Below are 19412 nucleotides of genomic sequence, written 5' to 3' on the forward strand. Positions count from 1 at the left end.
TCATCACTCGCACGGGACCAGCCTGATTAGGGTTTCTTCCGCGGTTTAGAGCGCTGACTCGCACGCTCATCGAGAGACGCGAGCACGTCTCGCCGAACGTTCTCCAAAATCTCGTTCGAAAACGTTGGCGCAGCCTGTGCGACAGACCGTGACAGGATGAGCGCACCCAGCATTTCGCAGTGCAGATTAATTGCCTGCTCGCGCAACGTCCCGCGCTCGCCTTGCGCAGCCAGAGATCCACTCTCCGCGATCAACCCGGCCAGGATCGTTATCTGATCGTCCAATCCGCCGGCGAAATGAGACTGCGCTGCGGCGCCCAAGCGAGGCGCATCGCCAACAAATCCGGCGACAGGGCACCCGTGGTCGATGTTGTCGCGATGGGCTTGCGACAGATACCAGTCTACGTAGCACCGAAGTGCAGTAGTTGACTCATCGACCGGGCCCCTCACGAATTTGGTGAACTCGGTATTCCCCTCAGCGATTGCCGAAGCAAGCACTTCGGCAACCAGGTCGGCCTTCGACTTGAAGTGGTTGTAGAAGCCACCTTGGGTGAAGCCAGCGTGCTTCATCAGTTCGCTCAGTCCGACAGCCTCCACTCCGCGCTCTCTGAATAGCAGCGTGGCCGCCGCGACAATCGCGCGGCGGTTTTCCGCAGCCTGTTCTCTCGACACGCCCAAAAGCCTGCTCCTCGATTCCTTGCCACCACGCCCATTGACCTAATACATCACGATTGTGTTTACAATCGATTCTTACGGTCAGGATGCTGCCAGGTTGACGTGCATGGGAGCGCCACCGGCTCCCTTTGACGCTTAAATTTTGAGGTTTTCTAGAAATAAAGCATCCTGCCCGTCCCTCAAATGATCGAAGCCGACGATCTTTAGGTTGACAAAGACAATTGTGATCGACATTGTCTTTTCATCGAATACCGCCGCTTCCGCGCTGACACGCAGCGCCTTCAATCTGGAGACAGACATGATCAATCGCCCGACGATCCTGACGCGTCGCAGTGTATTTCGTGCCGGCACCGGGCTGGCCCTTGCCGCTGTGGGAACGCCGATGCTCACCCCCGCGTCGGGGCTGGCGGAAGGCGTCCGTCCAGCCGGCGCGGAGCCGCTAAACGGTGGCGGCTTCTACCGCTTCAAGATCGGAGACTTCCAGGCAACCGTGATCTCGGATGGCTCTGGGCAGATACCGATCCGGCCGATCCTCGTCATGAATGCCTCTGAAGCTGAACTTGCTCCGGTGTTGAAGGCAAACTTCATGCAGCCGGTGATCCAAGTCACCAACAACATCCTGGTGGTCGACACGGGACACGAGCGCATCCTCGTCGATTCCGGCTTTGGTGAGAAACTCGGCCCGTCCTTCGGTAGCTTTCCCGGACTCGAGGCGAATCTGAGCCGGGCCGGAATTTCGCCGGAGAGCATCGATCTGGTCGTGACGTCGCACGGTCATCTCGACCATATCGGCGGCTTGGTGACGAAATCGGGCGCGTTGGCGTTTCCGAAGGCTCAGTTCGTCTTTGTCGATACGGAGTGGAATTACTGGACCGGCAGCCGTTACGAAAGTGAGGTCAACAGTTCACCGATGCCTGACCCGTTCAAGAAGGGCACGATTGGGGCGGCACGAGATAATCTGCCACCGGTCGCCAACCGTTCCCGGTTCATCAAGCATGGCGGCGAAATCACAAGCGGCGTGCACTATGTTTCGGCGCCCGGACATTCGCCGTCCCATGCCGCAATCCTGTTCACCTCAGGCAAGGACCAGTTCATGCACATGGGTGACATCGCCCATAACCCGGTGACCAGCCTACAGCATCCCGACTGGTCGCCCATCTTCGACTACGACCCCGCGCAGGCGATCAAGTCACGCAAAACCATTCTGGACCGCGTCGCGACCGACCGGATCATGGTGATGGGCTATCATTTTCCGTTCCCGGCCATTGGACATGTCGCCCGACGCGACGCGGCATACCACTGGGAAGCCGCCCAGTGGATCTGGTAGCGAGCCGATGACAACAATAAAGGCGATGCAGCTGACTTCGCTCGTCACTGCAATCAATGTCCTGGTCGCGAGCGGCTTTTCCATCGCGGCAATCTTCCGTCCGGAAGCCGTGGTGCCTGCCGGCTCCATCCCAACAGAGGCGTCCTTACTACTAGCCATGTACGCGGCGGCGCGCACAATTCCACTGGCTTTGTTTGCATTGGCGGCAATCTACAAACGAGCGACGTCTGCGTTGCTGATCCTGGGCCCGCTCGCGGGCGCCATGCAATTGCTAGATGCCGGAATCGGTCTGTTTCAGCATGATCTGGGAAAATTCGCTGGGCCGCTCTTTATTGCCGTCCTCCAATTCCTGGTCGTCTATCTGCTTCACAGATCCGTGCGGATCTCGCCACAGACCGAGCGTGGATAAACGCGCTACGGCCCGGTACTTCCAAGTCGGCCCCAGTTGCGCGGTGATGCTAAACAAGGGACAAGAGAAATGCAGTCAAGCCACTCCCATCTTCAGCGCTTGTCGCAAGCCGCTCTATCCCGTTCTCGGTTTCTCCAGCTCGCTGCGGGCGCGCTAGTCCCATTCATCGGCTTGCCCTCGTCGTCCGCCGCCGTCAAAAACCCTGAGCCGGCGCAGAACGGTGCCGCGCCAGGGACCAAGGATGCGGCGGCGTCGGGCCGTATGGGGGCCATCCTCGTAAGCCAGTTCGGCCCCGTCAAAATTCACTCCTACCTCAGTCCCCCGGACGGCTTTCACGTCAATACGCAGATGATCGAGGGGCCGACGGCAGTCGTCATCTTCGATGGTCAGCTCCTGCTGCCGTATGCCGACGAAGTCGCGTCATACGTGCAGACGCTCGGCAAGCCCGTCGACCGGATCATTCTCTCGCATGCGCATACGGATCACTGGTCTGGTCTTCAGATTCTGACCGAGCGTTTCCCCGACGCCCGTGTGTTCGCCCTCGACGGGATCTCCGACCAGCTCCGCGCCAGAGGTCAAGCCAGACTCGATAGCTTCCGCCCGATATACGGTGACAGGATCGCGACCAAGGTCACCGTCCCGACGCAGACAATCGCCGAAGGCGTGCAACGGATCGACGGCATCACCTATGACTTCAAGCGATTCGTCGACGCTGAATCGGATTTGCAGCTCGCCGCTCTGCTGCCCGAGCAAAAAGTGTTGATGGTATTCGACCTGGTGTTTTCACCGAACGAACACGCCTTCACGGTCGTCGATCATTTCGATCACTGGATAACCGTACTCGAGCAGCTCAAGGCGATTCAAGGCTACGACACCCTCGTCATCGGGCATGACACGCCAGTCAACCGCTCCGCGGTCGACAGCACGATCACCTACGTCAAGCGTGCCAACGAGATCCATGCGGCTTCCGCCGACGCGAAAGCCTATAGCGCGAGCCTGAAAGCCGCTTTCCCCGACCGGCAGCAAGCCGACTGGGTCGATTTCTCCGCCAAGCTTCTTTACGCACCGCGCCCCGTCAAGAAGGCCCATCTCTGATCAAAGCGCAACTTGAAGGAAGCCTCACCGATGAGAGCCATTCAGTATCGCGCCTACGGCGATTATGCGGAGAACAAGGTCGTTGATCTTCCGGCACCAGCTGCGAACGACGGTCAGGTGCTCGTGCGGATGCGCACGGTCGGGATCAATCCGCTGGATAACACCTTTCGGTCCGGCCACCATTATGCTGCGACGCCGGAAAATTTGCCGCGTGTCGGTGGGCAGATGGGGGCCGGCATCGTGGTGGAGACAAGGAGCCCCAGCTTCAAAGTCGGCGACCGCGTATTCGTCACGGGACCTGGCTTCGGCATTATTGCAGATGGCACTTGGCGAGAACTGGTCGCCGCACCCGCCACCGGCCTGATGCCAATCCCCTCGCATATCGACGATGATCAGGCCGCTGCCTTTCTCGCCGGTGCGGGCTATCTGACCGGGTATCTCGTGCTGACGGAGTTTGTTGCCTTCAAACCCAGGCAGAGCGTGCTTGCTCCCGCAATAGGTGGCGCGGTGGGTATGGAGAGTGTGCAGATTGCACGCAAGCTCGGCGCATCGCTCGCGATTTCCACCGCCAGCACCAGCGCAAAAGCGGAGACTGCGCATGCTGCCGGCTACGAGCACGTCATCGACCTCTCGCGCGAGAGCCTGCGGGACGGCGTGATGCGGCTGACCGACGGCCGTGGTGTGGACGTCATTATCGATGGCGTCGGCGGAAAGCTCACGGGCGAGGCGCTTGGTTGCCTGCTTCCAGGAGGGACGTATGCAGTGGTCGGCTATGCTGGCGGTCGCCACGCAAGCGTCAATCTCACCGACATCATCTGGAAGGCGGCGAAGGTCCGTGGCTTCACTTTCAGGGCCTTTGCGCCGGAGACGCTCGCTGCCGCGCAGAAGACACTCATCGGTTACCTGTCCGAAAGTACGATCCAGCCAACCATCGCCAAAGTGTTTCCGCTCTCCGATGCTGCGGACGCGGTCCGCCACCTGATCGAGGACCGGCCGTTCGGCCGCGTGCTCATGCGCGTCGGGGACTAGACCCGGACGCAAGGTCGTATCCTTGACGCATCTTTATCGGTCGTGAATCTCGACGTCCAGGTAGTCAAGGAAAACCGCAGTTATGCCCGTTATCTTTGGGCCGGCCGGCGTCCGCTGCACCACCCTGCGCCGGGTCGGAACGACGAGGCCCGCGAAGCTTTTCGGGTCATAGAGGTAGTGCGAGGCTACGCCGCCGAGCACATCGGTCGTATAGTCGATGCGCTTCAGCAATCCGTCGCTGTTGAAGTAGAATTGTTGCGTATCGCAGTGCGTCGGGATGTCTTTCGGATAACGCACCTGTAGAACGCGCCAGCTCTGGCCGTCTTCTTCGTGAGGAGCGAGCTCCTGGATGTCGAAGCCGTCCCGAACGAAAATAAACGGCGTCGCAAGGTAGTTCCACATCGCGTAGCCGAGGAAATAGAGACGCTGGAGCTGGTCCCATTTGGTATCTCGAACATGCCCGGCAAAGGAGGCGCGCGGTTCTTTGAGGTCGATGATCTCCCGACCGTCATCGCGCGCCTCGATCCAGACGCGGCCCGGCGTGTAGATTCCCCGTGTGCCCTCCTCACCATAGGGCTCCATGACGGTTCGAGGCCGATCGACATCGATGGTGACCTTCGTATGCTGATGTTCCGGGAAACCCTTCACCTCGAGCAGTTGGCCGGAAATGATCAGCGATACATCGATCGACCTGATACGCTTCCACCTGTCGAGCCCTCCATGAGCGGACACGGCGAGCTCAAGTAGTTCGTTCATTTGATGGTCCCCTGTGCGTAGCCCGTACCAATCGCTCGTTCATCAGATCGCCGGACCACGCGCTGCGCGGCGGCTCTAGCGGCCAGTGACCGCAAGAGATCCATCCAGGAAGATCCGCCCATGGGTTACAAAGAGTTCCGGAAACTGAAACAACGAACCGTGCCCGGAGTCCGGATAGACGATCAATTGAGCGTTTGGGATAGTCTGGGAGAGCGTGAACGAATTGACGGTCGGAACCATGATGTCGCTATGGCCGTTCACGACAAGTGTCGGTTGCGTGATGGCCTTGAGCTCCGCGAACCGCTCGCCGCGGGTCTGACGCCATTCGGTGATGGCTGCCCGCTGCGCCGCCATCGTTTGTGCCGATGTCGGTACGTCGACATCTTCCTTCCGCGCGTGCCGGCGCGCCCAGAACGCCTTGCCGGCGAACTGGCTCGTCTGCGAAGGCCGGAAGAATAGATAAAGGAACGTCTCTATTGGGCTTTGCCCGGTTTTCGGATCAGTCAGACCGCCGTACTCGGCGTATTTCGGGTCTTGCGGCGGTTCGCCCGCTCGCGGCCCGGTGCCGGCGAGAATAAGACGGCGGATCAGTTCGGGATGACGTAACGTAAGTGTCTGCGCCACATATCCTCCGATCGAGAAGCCCAGCAAATCAATCTGCGAGAGTCCGAGCGCCCCGACGAAATCGGCGGCGTGCTCCGCCATCGTATCGATCGTGTCCGGCGTCTCGCCACTCGACGAGGCGACCCCCGCATTGTCGAACAGAATGACCGGACGATTTTCCGCAAAGCCGTCGGTGACCGCGGGATCCCAATGATCCATTCCGCCCCGAAAATGTTGCATGAAAAGAAGCGGCGTGCCGCGTTCCTGTCCGAACCGGCGGTAGGCGAAGCGAATTCCGTGGGCTTCAACGAACTGGGTGGGGGCCGTGACATGTCGGTATGTCATGCTTGGTTCGTCCCGTTCTGCGCTCCAACTCGGCGATCCGCCGGAAGCGGCACTCGGAGAAGCGCTGCGCACCTGTTACGGTTCGGTTGTTGTAGCTAGAGATGCTGCGTGTGGTGAGGACGAAAACCCATCAAAAACGGACGCGCTGAAGTGGGTATCCTCCTGCCCGACAGGACCTCAATTCGGTAACCCTCAATGCTCTACGGTTTCGACCAAACCGGCCGCGACGTCGCGTGCGCATTCTTCGAGGTCCTGTATCACACGCCGACGGTCAGCTCGGCGCCTCACGAGAGCGGTACTGACGGGAGCAACGCCGATCTCGACAAACCTGATGCGGGGGTTGGAATAATAGAGCTCCGCTCGCGCTCCCACGATGACGACGGCCTCGCCGGATTCGACGGCCGCAAGAGATTCGCGGATCGTTGTGACGACCGGCCCTCGCGCGATCGGCCGTCCCGAAGGTGTGTGATCCGGGAAATGGATCGCCGCCCAAGCGCCCAAATGATGATTGTCGGGCAAAGTCGGCAAGGTCTCGAGCGCGAGCTCCTCAGGATCGATCCAGTCCCTATTTGAGAGCCTGTGATCGGCCGGCACCACCAGCTTCTTCTTCTCCACGAGCAGCACCGTGCATTGCACCAGGCCGTCATGCGAGAGCGGAAGCCTACAGAACGCCGCATCGACCTTGCCCGCCGCAATCGCCTCAAACTGGTCCAGCAGCGAAAGCTCCACCCATTCGACATCGATATGAAACTTGCTCCTGAGATGCTTGACGAACGGCAGGGTCAACTCATAGAGACCACCACCGAGGAAACCGATCCTTAGCCGGTTTGGCTGACCAAGGACGGTCTTCCTGCAATCGTCCAGCGTGGCATGCAGAACCAGCGCGGCGGGTTCAACGCCGAGGCGAAACTTCTCGCCAAGCGACGTCAGCTGGACGCGCCTGCTCGTTCGGACCAGCAGCGGTCCGCCCACTTCCTGCTCCAGGGTGCGTATCGCTTCGGAGACGGAGGATTGCGCGAGCGACAGTCTCTTCGCCGCTCTTCCGAAATGGAGATCCTTTGCGACCGCCAGGAAGCAGTCGATCTGCCGCAGTTCCACGCCAATCCTCGCGTCAACCGATTGATCGGATGGGTCGATTGAACGCGAGCCTACGCTGCGGTGATGCTGCCTGCAATCAGGATGAGGCAGGAGGCGCTACAACCTTGCTCAGCACCTGGCCCAGCCCTGGACATCAGCTCGCGAGCGACGGCCGATCAATCGGCGCCGCCGATTGAATGCACGGTAATTGGCCCTTGTTGCGAACGGCCCCAAGGAAAACATCAGTCGGCGAGTTGGCCCGACCCAACGCCGCTAGGATTTTTCCATGACCCAGCACAGCCGCCCGAACGAACCGACCCAGTTCGTGGACACCGCCAACTTTGCAGGGCGCGATGAGAATCTCCGTTGCCTTTCCTACGGTGTCCTCCGCAAGCTTGCCGGGCTTCCGCAGGATCTGTTCGCCGACTATTGGCGCGATGTCCTCGGGCCGCTCTGCGCGCGGCTTCCCGGCATCAGCTACTACGTGCAGCACCACTTTTCACAGGACCGCCGGGCAAACCTCTGGCCTCTGCCGGATGGCGTTCGCCACATGGACGTCGTGCTCGACGGCGCCGCGGAGATCGGCTTTGCCGACATCGACGGCCTCAACCGCTACGCCGAGGCAAGCCCGGTGTTGTTCGGAGACGTGTTCCATCTGTTCGAGCACATCGTCGCCTACAATCTGCCGAGGGGGTCCCACACGCTGGTTGATCGCGAGCCCGACGGCATTCCAAACGGGCCGGACCGATTGTACCGCCTGCATTTGCACCTGAACGGCGGATCTGCCGAGGGATTTCGGCCCTGGCTGTCGGAATGGGCACGACATCTGTCATCCGCGCCGGCGGTACGGAAGTTGCGCCTGCATTTGCCGGAGCCGTACGACAACGCGCGCCCATCGCCGCCCTCGCCCCACGGCGATCATCGGGTCAGCGACGAACGCAAGGACATCGGCGTCATCGAGATCGGTTTCGCAAGCGCGCTCACCGCACGAGAGTTCTGCGAAAGCGAGACCTATCGCGCAACCATCACGGACCAGCGCAGGCATCTTCGCTCAGTCGGCGCATTCCTGGTGAGCGGTGTCTACACCTATGTCCGCGATGGCGTGATCACCACGGCCGGTTTGAGAGGCAGCCGGACCGCGGAGCTCATCGAGCGAATCGGGGCCGTCAACCAGACGCGGAATGAGGTGACACGGCGCTTCGTGCAGGACACGCAGCGGTGACGTCGCCCCGAACCGAGGTCCCTGACCAAGCGCATTAGGCCATCCAAGTCGAACACGAGGAGTCACGGGATGTCAGACACATTGAAGCTTTACCACGCCGCCAACTCGCCCAATTCGCGGCGCGTCCGAATTTTCCTGGCCGAGAAGGGACTCAAGCCGACGCTGATCTCCGTCGATCTCGGCGCCGGCGAGCAACACTCGGAAGCCTACAAGGCAATCAATCCCGGCCGCGTCGTGCCGGCACTCGTGCTCGAAGATGGCACCGCCATCGGCGAGGTGCCGGCCATCATGCGGTATCTCGATGAAGCCTTTCCCGAAACGCCGTTGCTGGGCGCGACGCCCAAGGACAAGGGCTTGGTCGTGATGTGGGAGCGGTTCGCTGAGCTCGAAGGTTTTGCGCCGGTGATGGAAGGCGTGCGCAACAAGGCGGAGCGGCTGAAGGGCCGCGCCATCGCCGGACCGCACGGCTATGAGCAGATCCCGGGATTGGTCGACCGCAGCATGCTGCGCGTGAAGAACTTTCTCACCGACTTGAACGAACGGCTCGAACAGGTGCCCTTCGTCGCCGGGGAAAGGTTTTCGGCAGCAGACATCACTGCGCTGGTGACGATCGATTTCGCAAAGGCGCTCGACATATCGATTCCGGCGGAGCACCGAGCGCTGATGCGCTGGAAAGATGTGGTTTCGGCGCGGCCCAGCACAAATGCATGACGCGAAAGCAACTCCGTGGCTGACTGCAGGCCAATAGGAGATAGGTCATGCCCAAAGGATACTTCTTTGTCGAAATCGAGATCACTGATCCGGCGGCTTATGAGGCCTATCGCACGAGCGTTCCGGATATCATCGCAGCACACGGCGGCAGGATTCTCGTGCGCGGCGAAGACGCGCAACCGCTGGATGGCCTCGTTCAGCACCGCCACCGGGTAATCGTCGAATTCGATAGCCCCGAGGCCGTGAAGAACTTCTATCACTCCGAGGCATATCAGGCGGTGCAGCCGATCCGGCTCAAAGCCAGCAAGGGCTTCGTGTGCCTCCTGACCGGAACGGAACAGATCCTCCAGCTTTCCGGACACCTTCTCTAGACGCGCGCGCTCGTAACCGGCTCTGCGCAGACTGCCGTTTCGCGCACGTGCCGAATACCATGCCCCAACCCCACTTGACGGAAGCATCATGTCCCGCACGATCAAATTCGCACAGGCCGGAGGACCGGAGGTCCTCGAATTCATCGAGACGGATGTGCCCGATCCCGGCCCGCACGAGGTTCGCATCGAGGTGAAAGCAATCGGCATCAACCGCGCCGATTCAATGTGGCGCAACGATAGATATGTCGAGTCACCGATATTCCCGGCTGGTCTCGGATATGATTGCGCCGGCCTTGTCGACGCCGTGGGCAAGGACGTCACCGATTTTGCAGTGGGCGACACAGTCAGCACGATCCCCGCATTCTCCCTAAACAAGTACTTCACCTACGGAGAGATCATTCTTGCGCCCGATCATGCTGTCGTGAAGCATCCGAAATCGCTGTCATTCGCTGAAGCGGCGTCGGTTTGGATGATGTTCATAACGGCCTACGGCGCGCTCGTCTTCGACGCCGACGTCAAAGCCGGTGAATTCGTCATCATTCCCGCAGCTTCGAGCTGCGTCGGCCTGGCGGCGATTCAAATTGCCAACCATGCCGGTGCGACTCCGATCGCGCTGACCCGCACGTCGGACAAGAGAAAACGGCTGCACGAGGCCGGCGCAGCCCATGTCGTTGCGACCCAGGAGCAGGATATGGTCGCCGAGGTGATGCGCATCACCAACGGTCATGGCGCACGCGTCGCCTTCGATCCCGTAGGCGGTGCAGACTTTCCCAAGCTGATCGCCGCGCTGACGAACCAGGGCATCGCCTACATCTACGGCGCACTGAGCGAGGATGACACGCCGATCCCGGTGCTGGAGATGATCCGCAAGATGACGATCGTCAAAGGGTACAGTATCCGGCTGGTCACGGGCGACGCGGCGCGCCGGAAGGCCGCGGTGGAGTACGTTACCAAGGGTCTTGCGAGCGGCGCTCTCAAGCCGATCATCGATCATATCTTCAAGTTCGACGATATGGTGGAAGTGCACCGCTATCTGGAGAATAGCGGCCAATTCGGCAAGATCGTCGTTACCCTTTGAGCGACCACGAGCCGAGCGCAGAGGTCGCCAGCGCGGGCATCGGCGCCCGCCGCTGGGTTGCGCTCGCCGTCGTCCTCTCGGGCATTTTCGTGACGGTCATGGACAATTCGATCGTCAACATTGCGATTCCGGCAATCAGAAGCTCGCTGCACGCGAGCTTCGGCGAGGCCGAGCTCACGGTAGCAAGCTACGCACTGGCCTTCTCAGCAGGCATGATCACCGGGGGACGACTTGGCGACATCTGGGGTCAGCGTCGTGTTTTCATGGTGGCCTTTGCAGCGTTCACGCTGACGTCGTTCGCCTGCGGGGTTGCGCCGAACATTGAGGTTCTGATTGCCGCCAGGCTGCTACAGGGCGCCTCGGCGGCGATGCTCGCGCCCCAGGTATTTGCCTTGGTGCGAATGTCCTTTGCCGATGGCGGCGAGCGCACGGCAGCGTTCGGCGCAATGGGCGTGGCGATCGGCCTTGCCAACATCGCCGGGCTTATCCTTGGGGGATTCCTCGTCCAAGCCGACTTGTTCGGCCTTGGCTGGCGCATGATCTTTCTGGTGAACCTCCCAATTGGGATCGCTGCAATGCTCCTGACACCGCTCGTGCTGGCCGACGTCCGTTCTGGTGAGCACAAGCGGCTTGACCTTGCGGGTGTCGCGCTGAGCACACTCGCCATGCTGCTGCTGATGCTGCCGCTGGTCGAGGGCCCGGAGCGCGGCTGGGCCGGGTGGCCAACCGCGATGCTGGTCGCGTCCCCGGTCGCCTTCGTCGGGTTCTACCTCCACCAACGCTGGAAGTCGCGGCACGGTCTCTCTCCGCTGCTCGAGACCGATCTGTTTGGCGACCGCGCGTTCAATGTCGGCGCGCTTCTGATCCTTATCTTTTGGGCATCCACGACACCCTTCAGCTTCTCCTATGTGTTGCTCATGCAGATCGGCTATGGGTACTCGCCACTGGCCACAGCAGCGAGCCTGGCAATGCTTGGTGGTGCGTTCGGAATCGTTTCGCCGATTGCAAGTCGGCTTGTGTCGTTCGGGGTGCGCCGCATCATGATGGCAGGCGTCCTCGTGGACTTGACCGGCATGCTTTTGGCGCTGGTCCTGTGCAGGACGATCGATCCGCTTCCGGCCGCATGGCTCCTTCCGTCCCTGTTGCTCGTTGGCATCGGTATGGGCCTTTTCATGACGCCCATCCTGAACGTGGTGATGAGCGGCATCCACGACCGCCACGTCGGATCCGCATCCGGGGTCCTGACGACGATGCAGCGCGGCGGCAATGCATTGGGGGTAGCGGCACTGGAGGTTCCTTTCTTTCTGACGCTGTCTGGTGCCGGATCGAGAGGCCTCAACCAGACGGCATCCTATGTCCAGGCGTTTGGTGCGGTCGCCCTTTGCAACGTGCTGATGCTGCTCGCAGTCGTCGGGCTGCTTCTCCTCCTGCCCGACAGGACATCAGGTCCGTCATAGCCGACCGACGCACGATCGTTCGCGTGGTCATCACGTGGATGCAGGTCGGGTGGCAGAAGGCGATATGGTGGGCGTCGCCGTTGCGAGCACAAGCGTGGCGACGTTCATCAGGATGATCGCAGCCGCACCGATATCGACGGCGAGACTGAGTCCCCTCGCCGTCGCAATAGCGCCCAGAACGAGGGCCAGCGCACCCATCGACAGATAACCCAGGAGATAGAGGGCGGAGAGTATGCCGCCGCGGTTACGCTCGGGAGCCACCGCGCTGATCACTTGCAGGCCGCCGACAAATAACAGGCTGTAGGCCCCTCCGGCGGCGGCGGTCGCCAGCAGATAGATAACCAGATCGCGCAAGCTGACCGCGAGGACGAGCAGCACCATGCCCGAACACGAGACCAGCGCACCGACGATTAGCGCCGCCCGCGGCGAGAACGGCCGGGCGATGATCCCAATCGCGCCCATCACGATGGGAAACAACGAAAGAACGGCGCTGTTGAGAAAGGCGTTGGGCGAGCCGATGAGATCATGCGCGACCTGGCCGCCGAGCGAGAGGATCAGGACGCCGAATGTATAGGCCGCGACCATGGCGGTCGATGACACCGCAAAAGCCCGACGTACATGCTTCGGAACCGATGGCATTCGCGAGCGCCGGTCACCGCCCGCATCGCCGGGTGTATGACGAGGCAGGAACCACGTCCCGATCAGAAGGACGATGAGAAAAAGGGCCAGTACCCAGAAGCAAAGGCGCGTCGGCCATGGCCCGTATTCCGTCAACGCGCCGCCGAGCAGTAAAGCCGCAACGAATCCGATGGCCTGCGCCCCCATCGTAAGCGAGGCGGCGCTCTTCGCATGCTCCGGGCTTGTGAACTCCAGAATCGCGGCGGTCGACGGGCTCGCCGCCAGGCCGACGCCGATGCCCATCAGCGCGCGCCCTGCAAACACCCACCACACGCTAGGTGCGACCGCAAACAATAGCGCACCGACGAGTGAGGCAAAGAGGCCCGCCAGCATCGTGACACGGCGGCCAATCTGGTCGGAAATGCCGCCGAAGCCGACCAGCATGACGACGACGGTCATCGGATAGATGGCGAAGATGCCCGCCGTCATCGTATGGGTGAGATGCCACTCCTCGGCATAAAGCCCGTAGGTCAGTGCCGGCGCCGCACTTGTCCAAAGCGTATGACCGACCACGCCCGCCGACACCAACAGGCTCGCCCGACGCCCGAGGACGAACCGCCCTCCCATCGAAGGCTGAGTCCGGTCCGCCATGCTACGGCGAACGGACGCAGGCGCTACCTTGGTCATCGCTGTCGTCCTCGCGAATTCCACAAAGCGTCTGGAAGTTTACGAAGCGGTTTTGCCGCCATTCACGGCGATGATCTGGCCGGTGATGAACGACGCCTTGGCGGAAGCGACGAACACGATGGCATCGGCGATCTCCGTAGGGGTGCCGACACGCTTGAGAGGCACTCCCGCGATCAGTCCGGCCTTTCTCTCGGGCGTGCCGGTGAACCGGTCCAGCATTCCCGTCTCAACGGGCCCGGGCGCGACCGCATTGACGCGAATGCCTGATGCCGCACCTTCGAGCGCTGCGGATTTGGTCAGACCTTCGACCGCGTGCTTGCTGGCGGTGTAGAGCGATGCACCCGGCGCGCCTCGATGTCCCATGGTCGACGAGAGGTTCACGATACTGCCGCTGCCCTGCGCCTGCATCACGCGCATCTCATGCTTCATGCTGAACAGCACACCGAGCACGTTGGTGTCGAAAGTGGCCGCGTAGCTTTCGGCGGTCTGTTCCGTCACCGGACCGGGCTTGCCTTCGGTGCCAGCGTTGTTGACGGCTACATCGAGTCGGCCGAACCGTGCCACGGTCTTGTCGATCAAGTTGCGGACTTCGTCTTCGTGGCGAACGTCAGTGCGAATGAATTCGGCTTCGACGCCGAGGCTGCGGAGCTCCTGGGTCAAGGCATGTCCCGCCTCATCACGGCGGCCGGAGACGACGATCCGAGCCCCCTCCTGCGCGAAGGCCAGGGCGGTGGCACGGCCAATACCGGCCAAGGCGCCGGTGATCAGGACAACGGAGGTGGTCATGAAGCTTCTCCTGTAAGATCGGGCAGTATTGCTGGAAAGCCTTGCTTGGCAGGTGACCCCTAGGGTCAAGGCGGGCGCCGCGTTCCCGCAAAGCTTTGTTACAAGTGATTTAGGTGGCCATGGCGGAAAGGAGAAAGACTTTGTAGAGTCCACGCCATACTCTAAAAGTATGGATAGAGCATGGAGCTGCGTCATCTGCGCTATTTCATTGCAGTGGCTGAGGAAGGAAGCCTCACGCTGGCGGCCGAGCGGCGGCTTCACACTGCCCAGCCGTCCCTGAGCCGGCAGATCCGCGATCTCGAGTTGGAGGTCGGCGCCCAATTACTGATACGCAATCCGCGTGGAATCGAACTGACCCCGGCAGGCCGCGCCTTTCTCGATCACGCACGCCTGGCGCTGGCGCAGGTCGAGGTGGCCGGCGAAGCGGCGCGGCGGGCGGCCCAGATCGCCAAGCCGTCTTTCGTTCTTGGATTTCTGACCGGACACGAGGTGACGTGGCTTCCCGAAGCGCTGAGGATTCTCCGCGACGATCAATCCAACATTGAAGTGATCGTGCACAGTCAGCTATCGCCCGACCTTGCAAGGGGGCTGCTTCAGGGCAAACTCGATGTGGCGTTTCTCCGGCGGGAAGACCAGATGCCGGGCCTGGCATTCAAGTTTCTGGCCAAAGAGCCCCTCGTCGTCCTGCTGCCGAGCGATCATCGCCTCGCCACGCACGATACCATTCGCCCGCAAGACATCCCGCACGAAACCTTCATCAGCGTTCCCAAGACGACATCACCTGCTCTCAGGGCTGTCATCGACGATTATGCGGCGCGCACCGGAATCGATCTCACGCCTGACCAGGAAGTCGATAATATTTCGATGGCGATCTCAATGATCGTATCCACCCGCGGCCTGGCCTTGTTACCCCTCTATGCCCGAAATCTTCTTCCGCCATCGGTCGTCAGTCGCCCTTTGCAAGGCGAAGCACCGATGATCGATCTTGTGATCGGCTATAACAGGGCAAACACGTCCTCACTTCTCAAGATGTTTCTCTCCAAAGTGGACGACCTGATCGCGCGTGGAAGCGGAAGCATTCCGTAAAGGGCTGGCCGCTCGGTTCGACGGGTCACGGAATGATCCGCTCACGCCGAAAGTCTGAAAACATCCGAAAGAACATGTCCTCGGTGTCCACCAGGTCGTGGAATCCGAAACGACGGGCCTTGCTGGTATCGGAGACGATATCGTAATCGGAGGCGAATACGCCGTCCGGGTAACCCCAGGCCGCGATCTCTTCGAAGCGGAATTTCTGCAATCCGTTCTTCTCGACAATTTTGTCCCAGATCGGCCCCTTGTCCGCCATGGACCGTACGAGGTTGATGTGTCGCGGCGGCGCCAGCTCCATCTCGAAGAAACTGGCGAATCTGGGCCACAAATTCTGCCATCTGATGAGATCACTGTTGGTGATGTTAAACGCCTGGTTGGCGCATTTCGGATCGGTCGCCATCCACGCGACGGCCTTTGCCAGAAGAGCGGCGTCCGTACATTGGTAAAGTGCGGTATAGGCTCCCGGCTTACCCGGAAAGCTGAGAGGCAGCCCCAACGCCTTGCAGACGTTCGCATAGACTGCGATCGCCAGCGTCAGGTTCATCGGTCCTCCCGTGGAGAATCCGCAGACCGCGTGCGGACGCCCGACCGACCATGTCCAGAGCTTTCCTTTCTGGAATTCTTCGAGAAAGTCCTGCTGATCGTAATAGAAATTCGGCGGCATGTGCCGCGGATCGTCTTCTTTGGTCGGAGTCTTATAGGGACCGAGGTGATTTCCATACCACCTGGTGCCCTGGGACAGATGAACGTGCTCGAGCACAGGTGACGCGGCGTCGACGGTCTTGACGAGGTTGAAGAACATGTTGGCGTTCGCCGACATCGTCTCGCCGGGATCCGCCCGCTCCGTGATGGCCAGATAGAACAGGTGCGAGATGTTGGTGAGCGGACCGAGCTTGGCCTGGCAGTCAGCCGGATCGACAAGATCCACGGCAATGTGCCTGTAGTCACCGGGTATCTGCGGCTTGCGCCGCGACGCCGCAACGACATCCCAGCCACCCTGCTCAAGCAGGTGAGCCAGCATGTAGCCGCCGGCCAGGCCGGAGGCGCCTGTGACAAGTGCGGTACGTTTTGTCGTTGGCATCCGTGCTGTCTCCCCTACGCCAGCCTGATCTCGTCAACCCGGTCCGAGTAGAACGCGACGTAATCCTTGATCTGCGCCATCGCCTCAAACGGGGTCTCATAAGTCCACACAGCGTTGCGTGAACGATCACTCCCCGCTGGAATGCTGTAGTAGGAAGCGTCGCCCTTGTAGGGGCAGTAGGTGGTGTGTTCGCTGCGCGTAAGCGCGGCCATATCGACATCGCGGCGGGGGATATACTGAACGGGCGGGTAGGACGCCTCGCGAAGCGTCAATGCATCGCTTGTGTCGGCGATAATCTTTCCGCCGACTTTGACAACGACGCGAGACGGGTTCGCCTCGATCGAAATGGGGTGATCGAGCCCTGGAATCTTTATCGGCCTGTCAGTCATGATGTCTCTCCTGAATGGAAGCGGATCGTGCGGAAACCTTAGGCGGTGACCAGTCCAGTCGCGCTTCGATTGTGTTTGGAAGCCACCACGCCCCGGCCTTCCGGATCCTGATTGTCGGCACCACCCGAAACGCCGCGGTGAGCTGGCCGGCCGAGCGCCGCCCGGCCAGCCGACAACTCCTGCGCGACCTCGGCCACTCGGCGGCCGAGGAATTCCGCGGTCCGAAGATCGGAGAGCGGAGGGGCAACATCGCCGCTCAGATCCATATCGGCCTGGCCGGCCATCCCGAGCGTGTAGCTGTCGCGGTTGAGGATGTCCTCGTTAGTGTAGGAGCGATTGTTCCCATAGTTTAGCCCGAGATTGACCCAATGCATTTGGTGTTGGGCCGCGAATGTCATCAGCTGAACCAGCGAGTTCTGCTTGTCGCCGCCGCGGGACGCGCCATTGGTGAAGCCGGCGGCGATTTTGCCTTCCCAGCGCTTCTCGGCATATTGAAGGTGCGAGGTCGCATCCATGAACGCTTTGAACGGTGCCGACAGGCTCCCCATGTAGGTGGGAGCTCCCATGATGATGGCGTCTGCACCATCGAGAAGCTCCCATCGGCCGGTCGCTTGCTCTGCCGTTACAAGTTCCACGCTCGCGCCACTGATGGCTGCTGCGCCACGCGCGACTGCCTCGGCGATCTTCACGGTGTGGCCGTATCCGCTGTGATAGACGACGACGATTTTCACTGGAACTGACATGGGTGCTCTTGGATCGAGGGGAGATTTGACAAGCGGCACGAGCGCTGCGTTATCGCGCTTCCGCTTCAGACAAGAATGCGGAAGCGTGCTGGACGAACTGCTTGGGATATTGGTACTGCGAACCGTGATTGGCGTCTGGATAGAGAACAAGCTGGGCGTCCGGCAGGTGCTGCTGCAGGATGAACGAGTTCACGGAGTAGATGATCACGTCCTTGCCACCGTTCACGACCAGCGTCGGCTGACGAATCGACTTCAGATATTCGAACGGCTTCTCCCGCGGCGCGCCCCATTCGCCGATCGCCTCGAGCTGGGCGGGCGCGACCTTCTCGTTGACCTCGGGATCGCGATGCTCGGCGCGTACCCGGAAGCGCTTGAGGAACTCGCGGCCCGCAGCCTGACTCTTCTCGGACTTCGTGAAATGCACGCGAAGCCAGAGATGATCGGGCTCGTCGTATGTGGCGCCGAAGATTTCCTGCGCCTCTGGCGTGAGCGCGGCCATGCCCTCGCCACCGCGCGGACCGGTGCCGACCAAGACCAGTCGCCTCACGAGGTCGGGCGCCTGAACGGCGATTTCCTGCGCGACAAAGCCGCCGATCGAGAAGCCGAGCACATCGACCTTCGTCAGTGTTAGCGCCTTGATGAACGCCACCGCATTGGCGCCCATTTTCGCGATCGTGGTGGGCACCTCTCCAGAGGAGCTGGATACACCGGCGTTGTTGAACAGGATCACTTCGCGGTCGTTGGCGAGACCGTCGGTCACTGCCGGATCCCAATGGTCCATGGTGCCGGTGAAATGCTGGTTGAAGACGAGCGGCGCGCCGGCTGCTTTGCCAAAGCGGCGATAGGCAAAGCGGATGCCGTTGGCTTCGACAAACTGCGTCGGCGCGGTCTGGTGGTTATGCTGGGTCATTGATTCCCTTCTTGCGGCAGCTCAAGCCTGGGTACGAAGCGGTTGAAAGTGGTGACGTCCAGACGCGCCGTGAAGCTGCGAGACGGGAAGACCACGCGCGTATTGGGCGCGGAGTAAGCCTCCGCGCCCGAACAGGATCAGTTGGCGCTGTGTCCGCCGTCGACGTTGAGAACGTGACCGGTGATGAACCTGGCTTCGTCCGAACCGATGAACACGATACCGTCGGCGACCTCCTCGGAGAGTCCGAGCCGACCCAGCGGAACTTGGGTCACCAAAGCCGCCTTGTTCTCCGTCGTGCCGGTGAAGCGGGTCAGCATGCCGGTGTCCGTCGGACCAGGCGCGACCGCATTCACGCGAATTCCCGACTTGGCAACTTCGAGCGCCACCGATTTGGTAATGCCTTCGACCGCATGCTTGGCGCCGACATAGATCGAGGCAAAGGCCGCGCCCTCGTGCCCATAGGTCGAGGAGATGTTGATGATGCTCCCGCTCCCCTGGGCCTGCATGACACGCACTTCGTGCTTCATGCTCAGGACCACGCCGACAACGTTGGTCTCGAACGTCGCGGCAACGGTCTCGGCGGTCTGGTCCGTGATCGGGCCAACCTGGCCTTCGGTAGCGGCATTGTTCACTGCGACATCGAGACGACCAAATCGTGCGACGGTCTTGTCGACCATGGCGCGGACGTCATCTTCCTTGCGGACATCGGCCTTGATGAACTCAGCCTCGGCGCCGAGAGAACGAAGCTCCTTGACCAGCTCCTTGCCGACCTCATCCCGCCGGCCGGCAACGACCACCTTTGCGCCCTTCTTGGCGAAGGCGACGGCAGCGGCGCGCCCGATGCCTGTGAGTCCACCGGTGATCAAAACAACTTGCGTGCTCATTCTACGATCCTCTGTTGGTCGCCGGAAGCCCGACGGCGCTGTCGTCCATGCGTGATCGCACCGTCGCGTGA

The 19412-nt window shown here is 61.1% G+C and carries 21 protein-coding genes; 10 read left to right on the top strand and 11 right to left on the bottom strand.

Annotation, left to right across the window (positions count from 1 at the left end):
• Positions 1–26: 26 nt before the first annotated feature.
• Complete coding sequence (locus UB31_RS03200) at positions 27–671, bottom strand: TetR/AcrR family transcriptional regulator (RefSeq protein WP_245305946.1); 645 nt, start codon at positions 669–671, stop codon at positions 27–29.
• A 226-nt stretch (positions 672–897) separates the two neighbouring features.
• On the opposite strand from UB31_RS03200, the gene UB31_RS03205 reads away from it, so the two are divergent.
• The 4 genes from UB31_RS03205 (at position 898) to UB31_RS03220 (ending at position 4534) form a co-directional block, all read left to right on the top strand.
• Positions 898–2001, top strand: coding sequence for an MBL fold metallo-hydrolase (locus UB31_RS03205; RefSeq protein WP_156175149.1), 1104 nt, complete (start codon positions 898–900; stop codon positions 1999–2001).
• A 7-nt stretch (positions 2002–2008) separates the two neighbouring features.
• Positions 2009–2410, top strand: a complete 402-nt coding sequence (locus UB31_RS03210; RefSeq protein WP_045009782.1) for a hypothetical protein — start codon at positions 2009–2011, stop codon at positions 2408–2410.
• Positions 2411–2479: 69 nt separating this feature from the next.
• Positions 2480–3505 carry an MBL fold metallo-hydrolase gene (locus UB31_RS03215; protein ID WP_082078387.1) on the top strand — a complete coding sequence of 342 codons (1026 nt, stop codon included), beginning with the start codon at positions 2480–2482 and terminating at the stop codon, positions 3503–3505.
• A 30-nt stretch (positions 3506–3535) separates the two neighbouring features.
• Positions 3536–4534, top strand: coding sequence for a quinone oxidoreductase family protein (locus UB31_RS03220; RefSeq protein ID WP_045009784.1), 999 nt, complete (start codon positions 3536–3538; stop codon positions 4532–4534).
• 33 nt (positions 4535–4567) lie between these two features.
• Here the strand turns inward: UB31_RS03220 and UB31_RS03225 are convergent, their stop codons facing one another.
• From UB31_RS03225 to UB31_RS03235, 3 genes are all read right to left on the bottom strand, one after another.
• Positions 4568–5290 (bottom strand): hypothetical protein, encoded by a 723-nt coding sequence (locus UB31_RS03225; protein ID WP_045009785.1) that lies wholly within the window; start codon positions 5288–5290, stop codon positions 4568–4570.
• 75 nt (positions 5291–5365) lie between these two features.
• Positions 5366–6238, bottom strand: a complete 873-nt coding sequence (locus UB31_RS03230) for an alpha/beta fold hydrolase (RefSeq protein ID WP_045002435.1) — start codon at positions 6236–6238, stop codon at positions 5366–5368.
• 192 nt (positions 6239–6430) lie between these two features.
• Entirely contained in the window at positions 6431–7336 is a 906-nt protein-coding gene (locus tag UB31_RS03235; RefSeq protein WP_045009786.1) for a LysR family transcriptional regulator, read from the bottom strand.
• 265 nt (positions 7337–7601) lie between these two features.
• On the opposite strand from UB31_RS03235, the gene UB31_RS03240 reads away from it, so the two are divergent.
• From UB31_RS03240 to UB31_RS03260, 5 genes are all read left to right on the top strand, one after another.
• Complete coding sequence (locus UB31_RS03240; protein WP_045009787.1) at positions 7602–8537, top strand: hypothetical protein; 936 nt, start codon at positions 7602–7604, stop codon at positions 8535–8537.
• Between the two features lie 69 nt (positions 8538–8606).
• Positions 8607–9248, top strand: coding sequence for a glutathione S-transferase family protein (locus tag UB31_RS03245; RefSeq protein ID WP_045002432.1), 642 nt, complete (start codon positions 8607–8609; stop codon positions 9246–9248).
• A 47-nt stretch (positions 9249–9295) separates the two neighbouring features.
• Complete coding sequence (locus UB31_RS03250) at positions 9296–9619, top strand: DUF1330 domain-containing protein (protein ID WP_045009788.1); 324 nt, start codon at positions 9296–9298, stop codon at positions 9617–9619.
• 88 nt (positions 9620–9707) lie between these two features.
• Positions 9708–10697 (top strand): zinc-dependent alcohol dehydrogenase family protein, encoded by a 990-nt coding sequence (locus UB31_RS03255; RefSeq protein ID WP_045009789.1) that lies wholly within the window; start codon positions 9708–9710, stop codon positions 10695–10697.
• On the top strand, positions 10694–12154 hold the full coding sequence (locus UB31_RS03260) for an MFS transporter (protein ID WP_045009790.1): 1461 nt from the start codon (positions 10694–10696) through the stop codon (positions 12152–12154). Before UB31_RS03255 ends, UB31_RS03260 begins: the two co-directional genes overlap by 4 nt.
• Before the next feature lie 30 nt (positions 12155–12184).
• Here UB31_RS03260 and UB31_RS03265 read toward each other — a convergent pair whose 3' ends face one another.
• Both UB31_RS03265 and UB31_RS03270 read right to left on the bottom strand, forming a co-directional pair.
• Positions 12185–13459 (bottom strand): MFS transporter, encoded by a 1275-nt coding sequence (locus UB31_RS03265; RefSeq protein WP_082078388.1) that lies wholly within the window; start codon positions 13457–13459, stop codon positions 12185–12187.
• Between the two features lie 39 nt (positions 13460–13498).
• A complete protein-coding gene (locus tag UB31_RS03270; RefSeq protein ID WP_045009792.1) occupies positions 13499–14245 on the bottom strand; it encodes an SDR family NAD(P)-dependent oxidoreductase in 747 nt (248 codons plus the stop codon).
• Between the two features lie 180 nt (positions 14246–14425).
• On the opposite strand from UB31_RS03270, the gene UB31_RS03275 reads away from it, so the two are divergent.
• The gene (locus UB31_RS03275; RefSeq protein ID WP_045009793.1) at positions 14426–15331 is read left to right on the top strand and encodes a LysR family transcriptional regulator; all 906 of its coding nucleotides are present in this window, start codon (positions 14426–14428) and stop codon (positions 15329–15331) included.
• A gap of 25 nt (positions 15332–15356) precedes the next feature.
• Here UB31_RS03275 and UB31_RS03280 read toward each other — a convergent pair whose 3' ends face one another.
• From UB31_RS03280 to UB31_RS03300, 5 genes are all read right to left on the bottom strand, one after another.
• On the bottom strand, positions 15357–16415 hold the full coding sequence (locus tag UB31_RS03280; protein WP_045009794.1) for an SDR family oxidoreductase: 1059 nt from the start codon (positions 16413–16415) through the stop codon (positions 15357–15359).
• 14 nt (positions 16416–16429) lie between these two features.
• Positions 16430–16804: a DUF427 domain-containing protein gene (locus UB31_RS03285; RefSeq protein ID WP_045009795.1), complete on the bottom strand. Its 375-nt coding sequence runs from the start codon at positions 16802–16804 to the stop codon at positions 16430–16432.
• A 38-nt stretch (positions 16805–16842) separates the two neighbouring features.
• Positions 16843–17547, bottom strand: coding sequence for a flavodoxin family protein (locus tag UB31_RS03290; protein ID WP_082078389.1), 705 nt, complete (start codon positions 17545–17547; stop codon positions 16843–16845).
• Positions 17548–17596: 49 nt separating this feature from the next.
• On the bottom strand, positions 17597–18457 hold the full coding sequence (locus UB31_RS03295) for an alpha/beta fold hydrolase (protein ID WP_045009796.1): 861 nt from the start codon (positions 18455–18457) through the stop codon (positions 17597–17599).
• A 137-nt stretch (positions 18458–18594) separates the two neighbouring features.
• Positions 18595–19341 carry an SDR family NAD(P)-dependent oxidoreductase gene (locus UB31_RS03300; RefSeq protein WP_045002423.1) on the bottom strand — a complete coding sequence of 249 codons (747 nt, stop codon included), beginning with the start codon at positions 19339–19341 and terminating at the stop codon, positions 18595–18597.
• Positions 19342–19412 lie beyond the last annotated feature (71 nt).

The organism is Bradyrhizobium sp. LTSP849, assembly GCF_000938255.1.
GTDB lineage: Bacteria > Pseudomonadota > Alphaproteobacteria > Rhizobiales > Xanthobacteraceae > Bradyrhizobium.

Bases quoted from the DNA above. Each gene is read 5' to 3' on its own strand.
- UB31_RS03210 (WP_045009782.1), top strand. From the start codon at position 2,009: ATGACAACAATAAAGGCGATGCAGCTGACTTCGCTCGTCACTGCAATC.
- UB31_RS03215 (WP_082078387.1), top strand. From the start codon at position 2,480: ATGCAGTCAAGCCACTCCCATCTTCAGCGCTTGTCGCAAGCCGCTCTA.
- UB31_RS03220 (WP_045009784.1), top strand. From the start codon at position 3,536: ATGAGAGCCATTCAGTATCGCGCCTACGGCGATTATGCGGAGAACAAG.
- UB31_RS03225 (WP_045009785.1), bottom strand. From the start codon at position 5,290: ATGAACGAACTACTTGAGCTCGCCGTGTCCGCTCATGGAGGGCTCGAC.
- UB31_RS03230 (WP_045002435.1), bottom strand. From the start codon at position 6,238: ATGACATACCGACATGTCACGGCCCCCACCCAGTTCGTTGAAGCCCAC.
- UB31_RS03240 (WP_045009787.1), top strand. From the start codon at position 7,602: ATGACCCAGCACAGCCGCCCGAACGAACCGACCCAGTTCGTGGACACC.
- UB31_RS03245 (WP_045002432.1), top strand. From the start codon at position 8,607: ATGTCAGACACATTGAAGCTTTACCACGCCGCCAACTCGCCCAATTCG.
- UB31_RS03250 (WP_045009788.1), top strand. From the start codon at position 9,296: ATGCCCAAAGGATACTTCTTTGTCGAAATCGAGATCACTGATCCGGCG.
- UB31_RS03255 (WP_045009789.1), top strand. From the start codon at position 9,708: ATGTCCCGCACGATCAAATTCGCACAGGCCGGAGGACCGGAGGTCCTC.
- UB31_RS03265 (WP_082078388.1), bottom strand. From the start codon at position 13,459: ATGACCAAGGTAGCGCCTGCGTCCGTTCGCCGTAGCATGGCGGACCGG.
- UB31_RS03270 (WP_045009792.1), bottom strand. From the start codon at position 14,245: ATGACCACCTCCGTTGTCCTGATCACCGGCGCCTTGGCCGGTATTGGC.
- UB31_RS03275 (WP_045009793.1), top strand. From the start codon at position 14,426: ATGGAGCTGCGTCATCTGCGCTATTTCATTGCAGTGGCTGAGGAAGGA.
- UB31_RS03280 (WP_045009794.1), bottom strand. From the start codon at position 16,415: ATGCCAACGACAAAACGTACCGCACTTGTCACAGGCGCCTCCGGCCTG.
- UB31_RS03285 (WP_045009795.1), bottom strand. From the start codon at position 16,804: ATGACTGACAGGCCGATAAAGATTCCAGGGCTCGATCACCCCATTTCG.
- UB31_RS03290 (WP_082078389.1), bottom strand. From the start codon at position 17,547: ATGTCAGTTCCAGTGAAAATCGTCGTCGTCTATCACAGCGGATACGGC.
- UB31_RS03295 (WP_045009796.1), bottom strand. From the start codon at position 18,457: ATGACCCAGCATAACCACCAGACCGCGCCGACGCAGTTTGTCGAAGCC.
- UB31_RS03300 (WP_045002423.1), bottom strand. From the start codon at position 19,341: ATGAGCACGCAAGTTGTTTTGATCACCGGTGGACTCACAGGCATCGGG.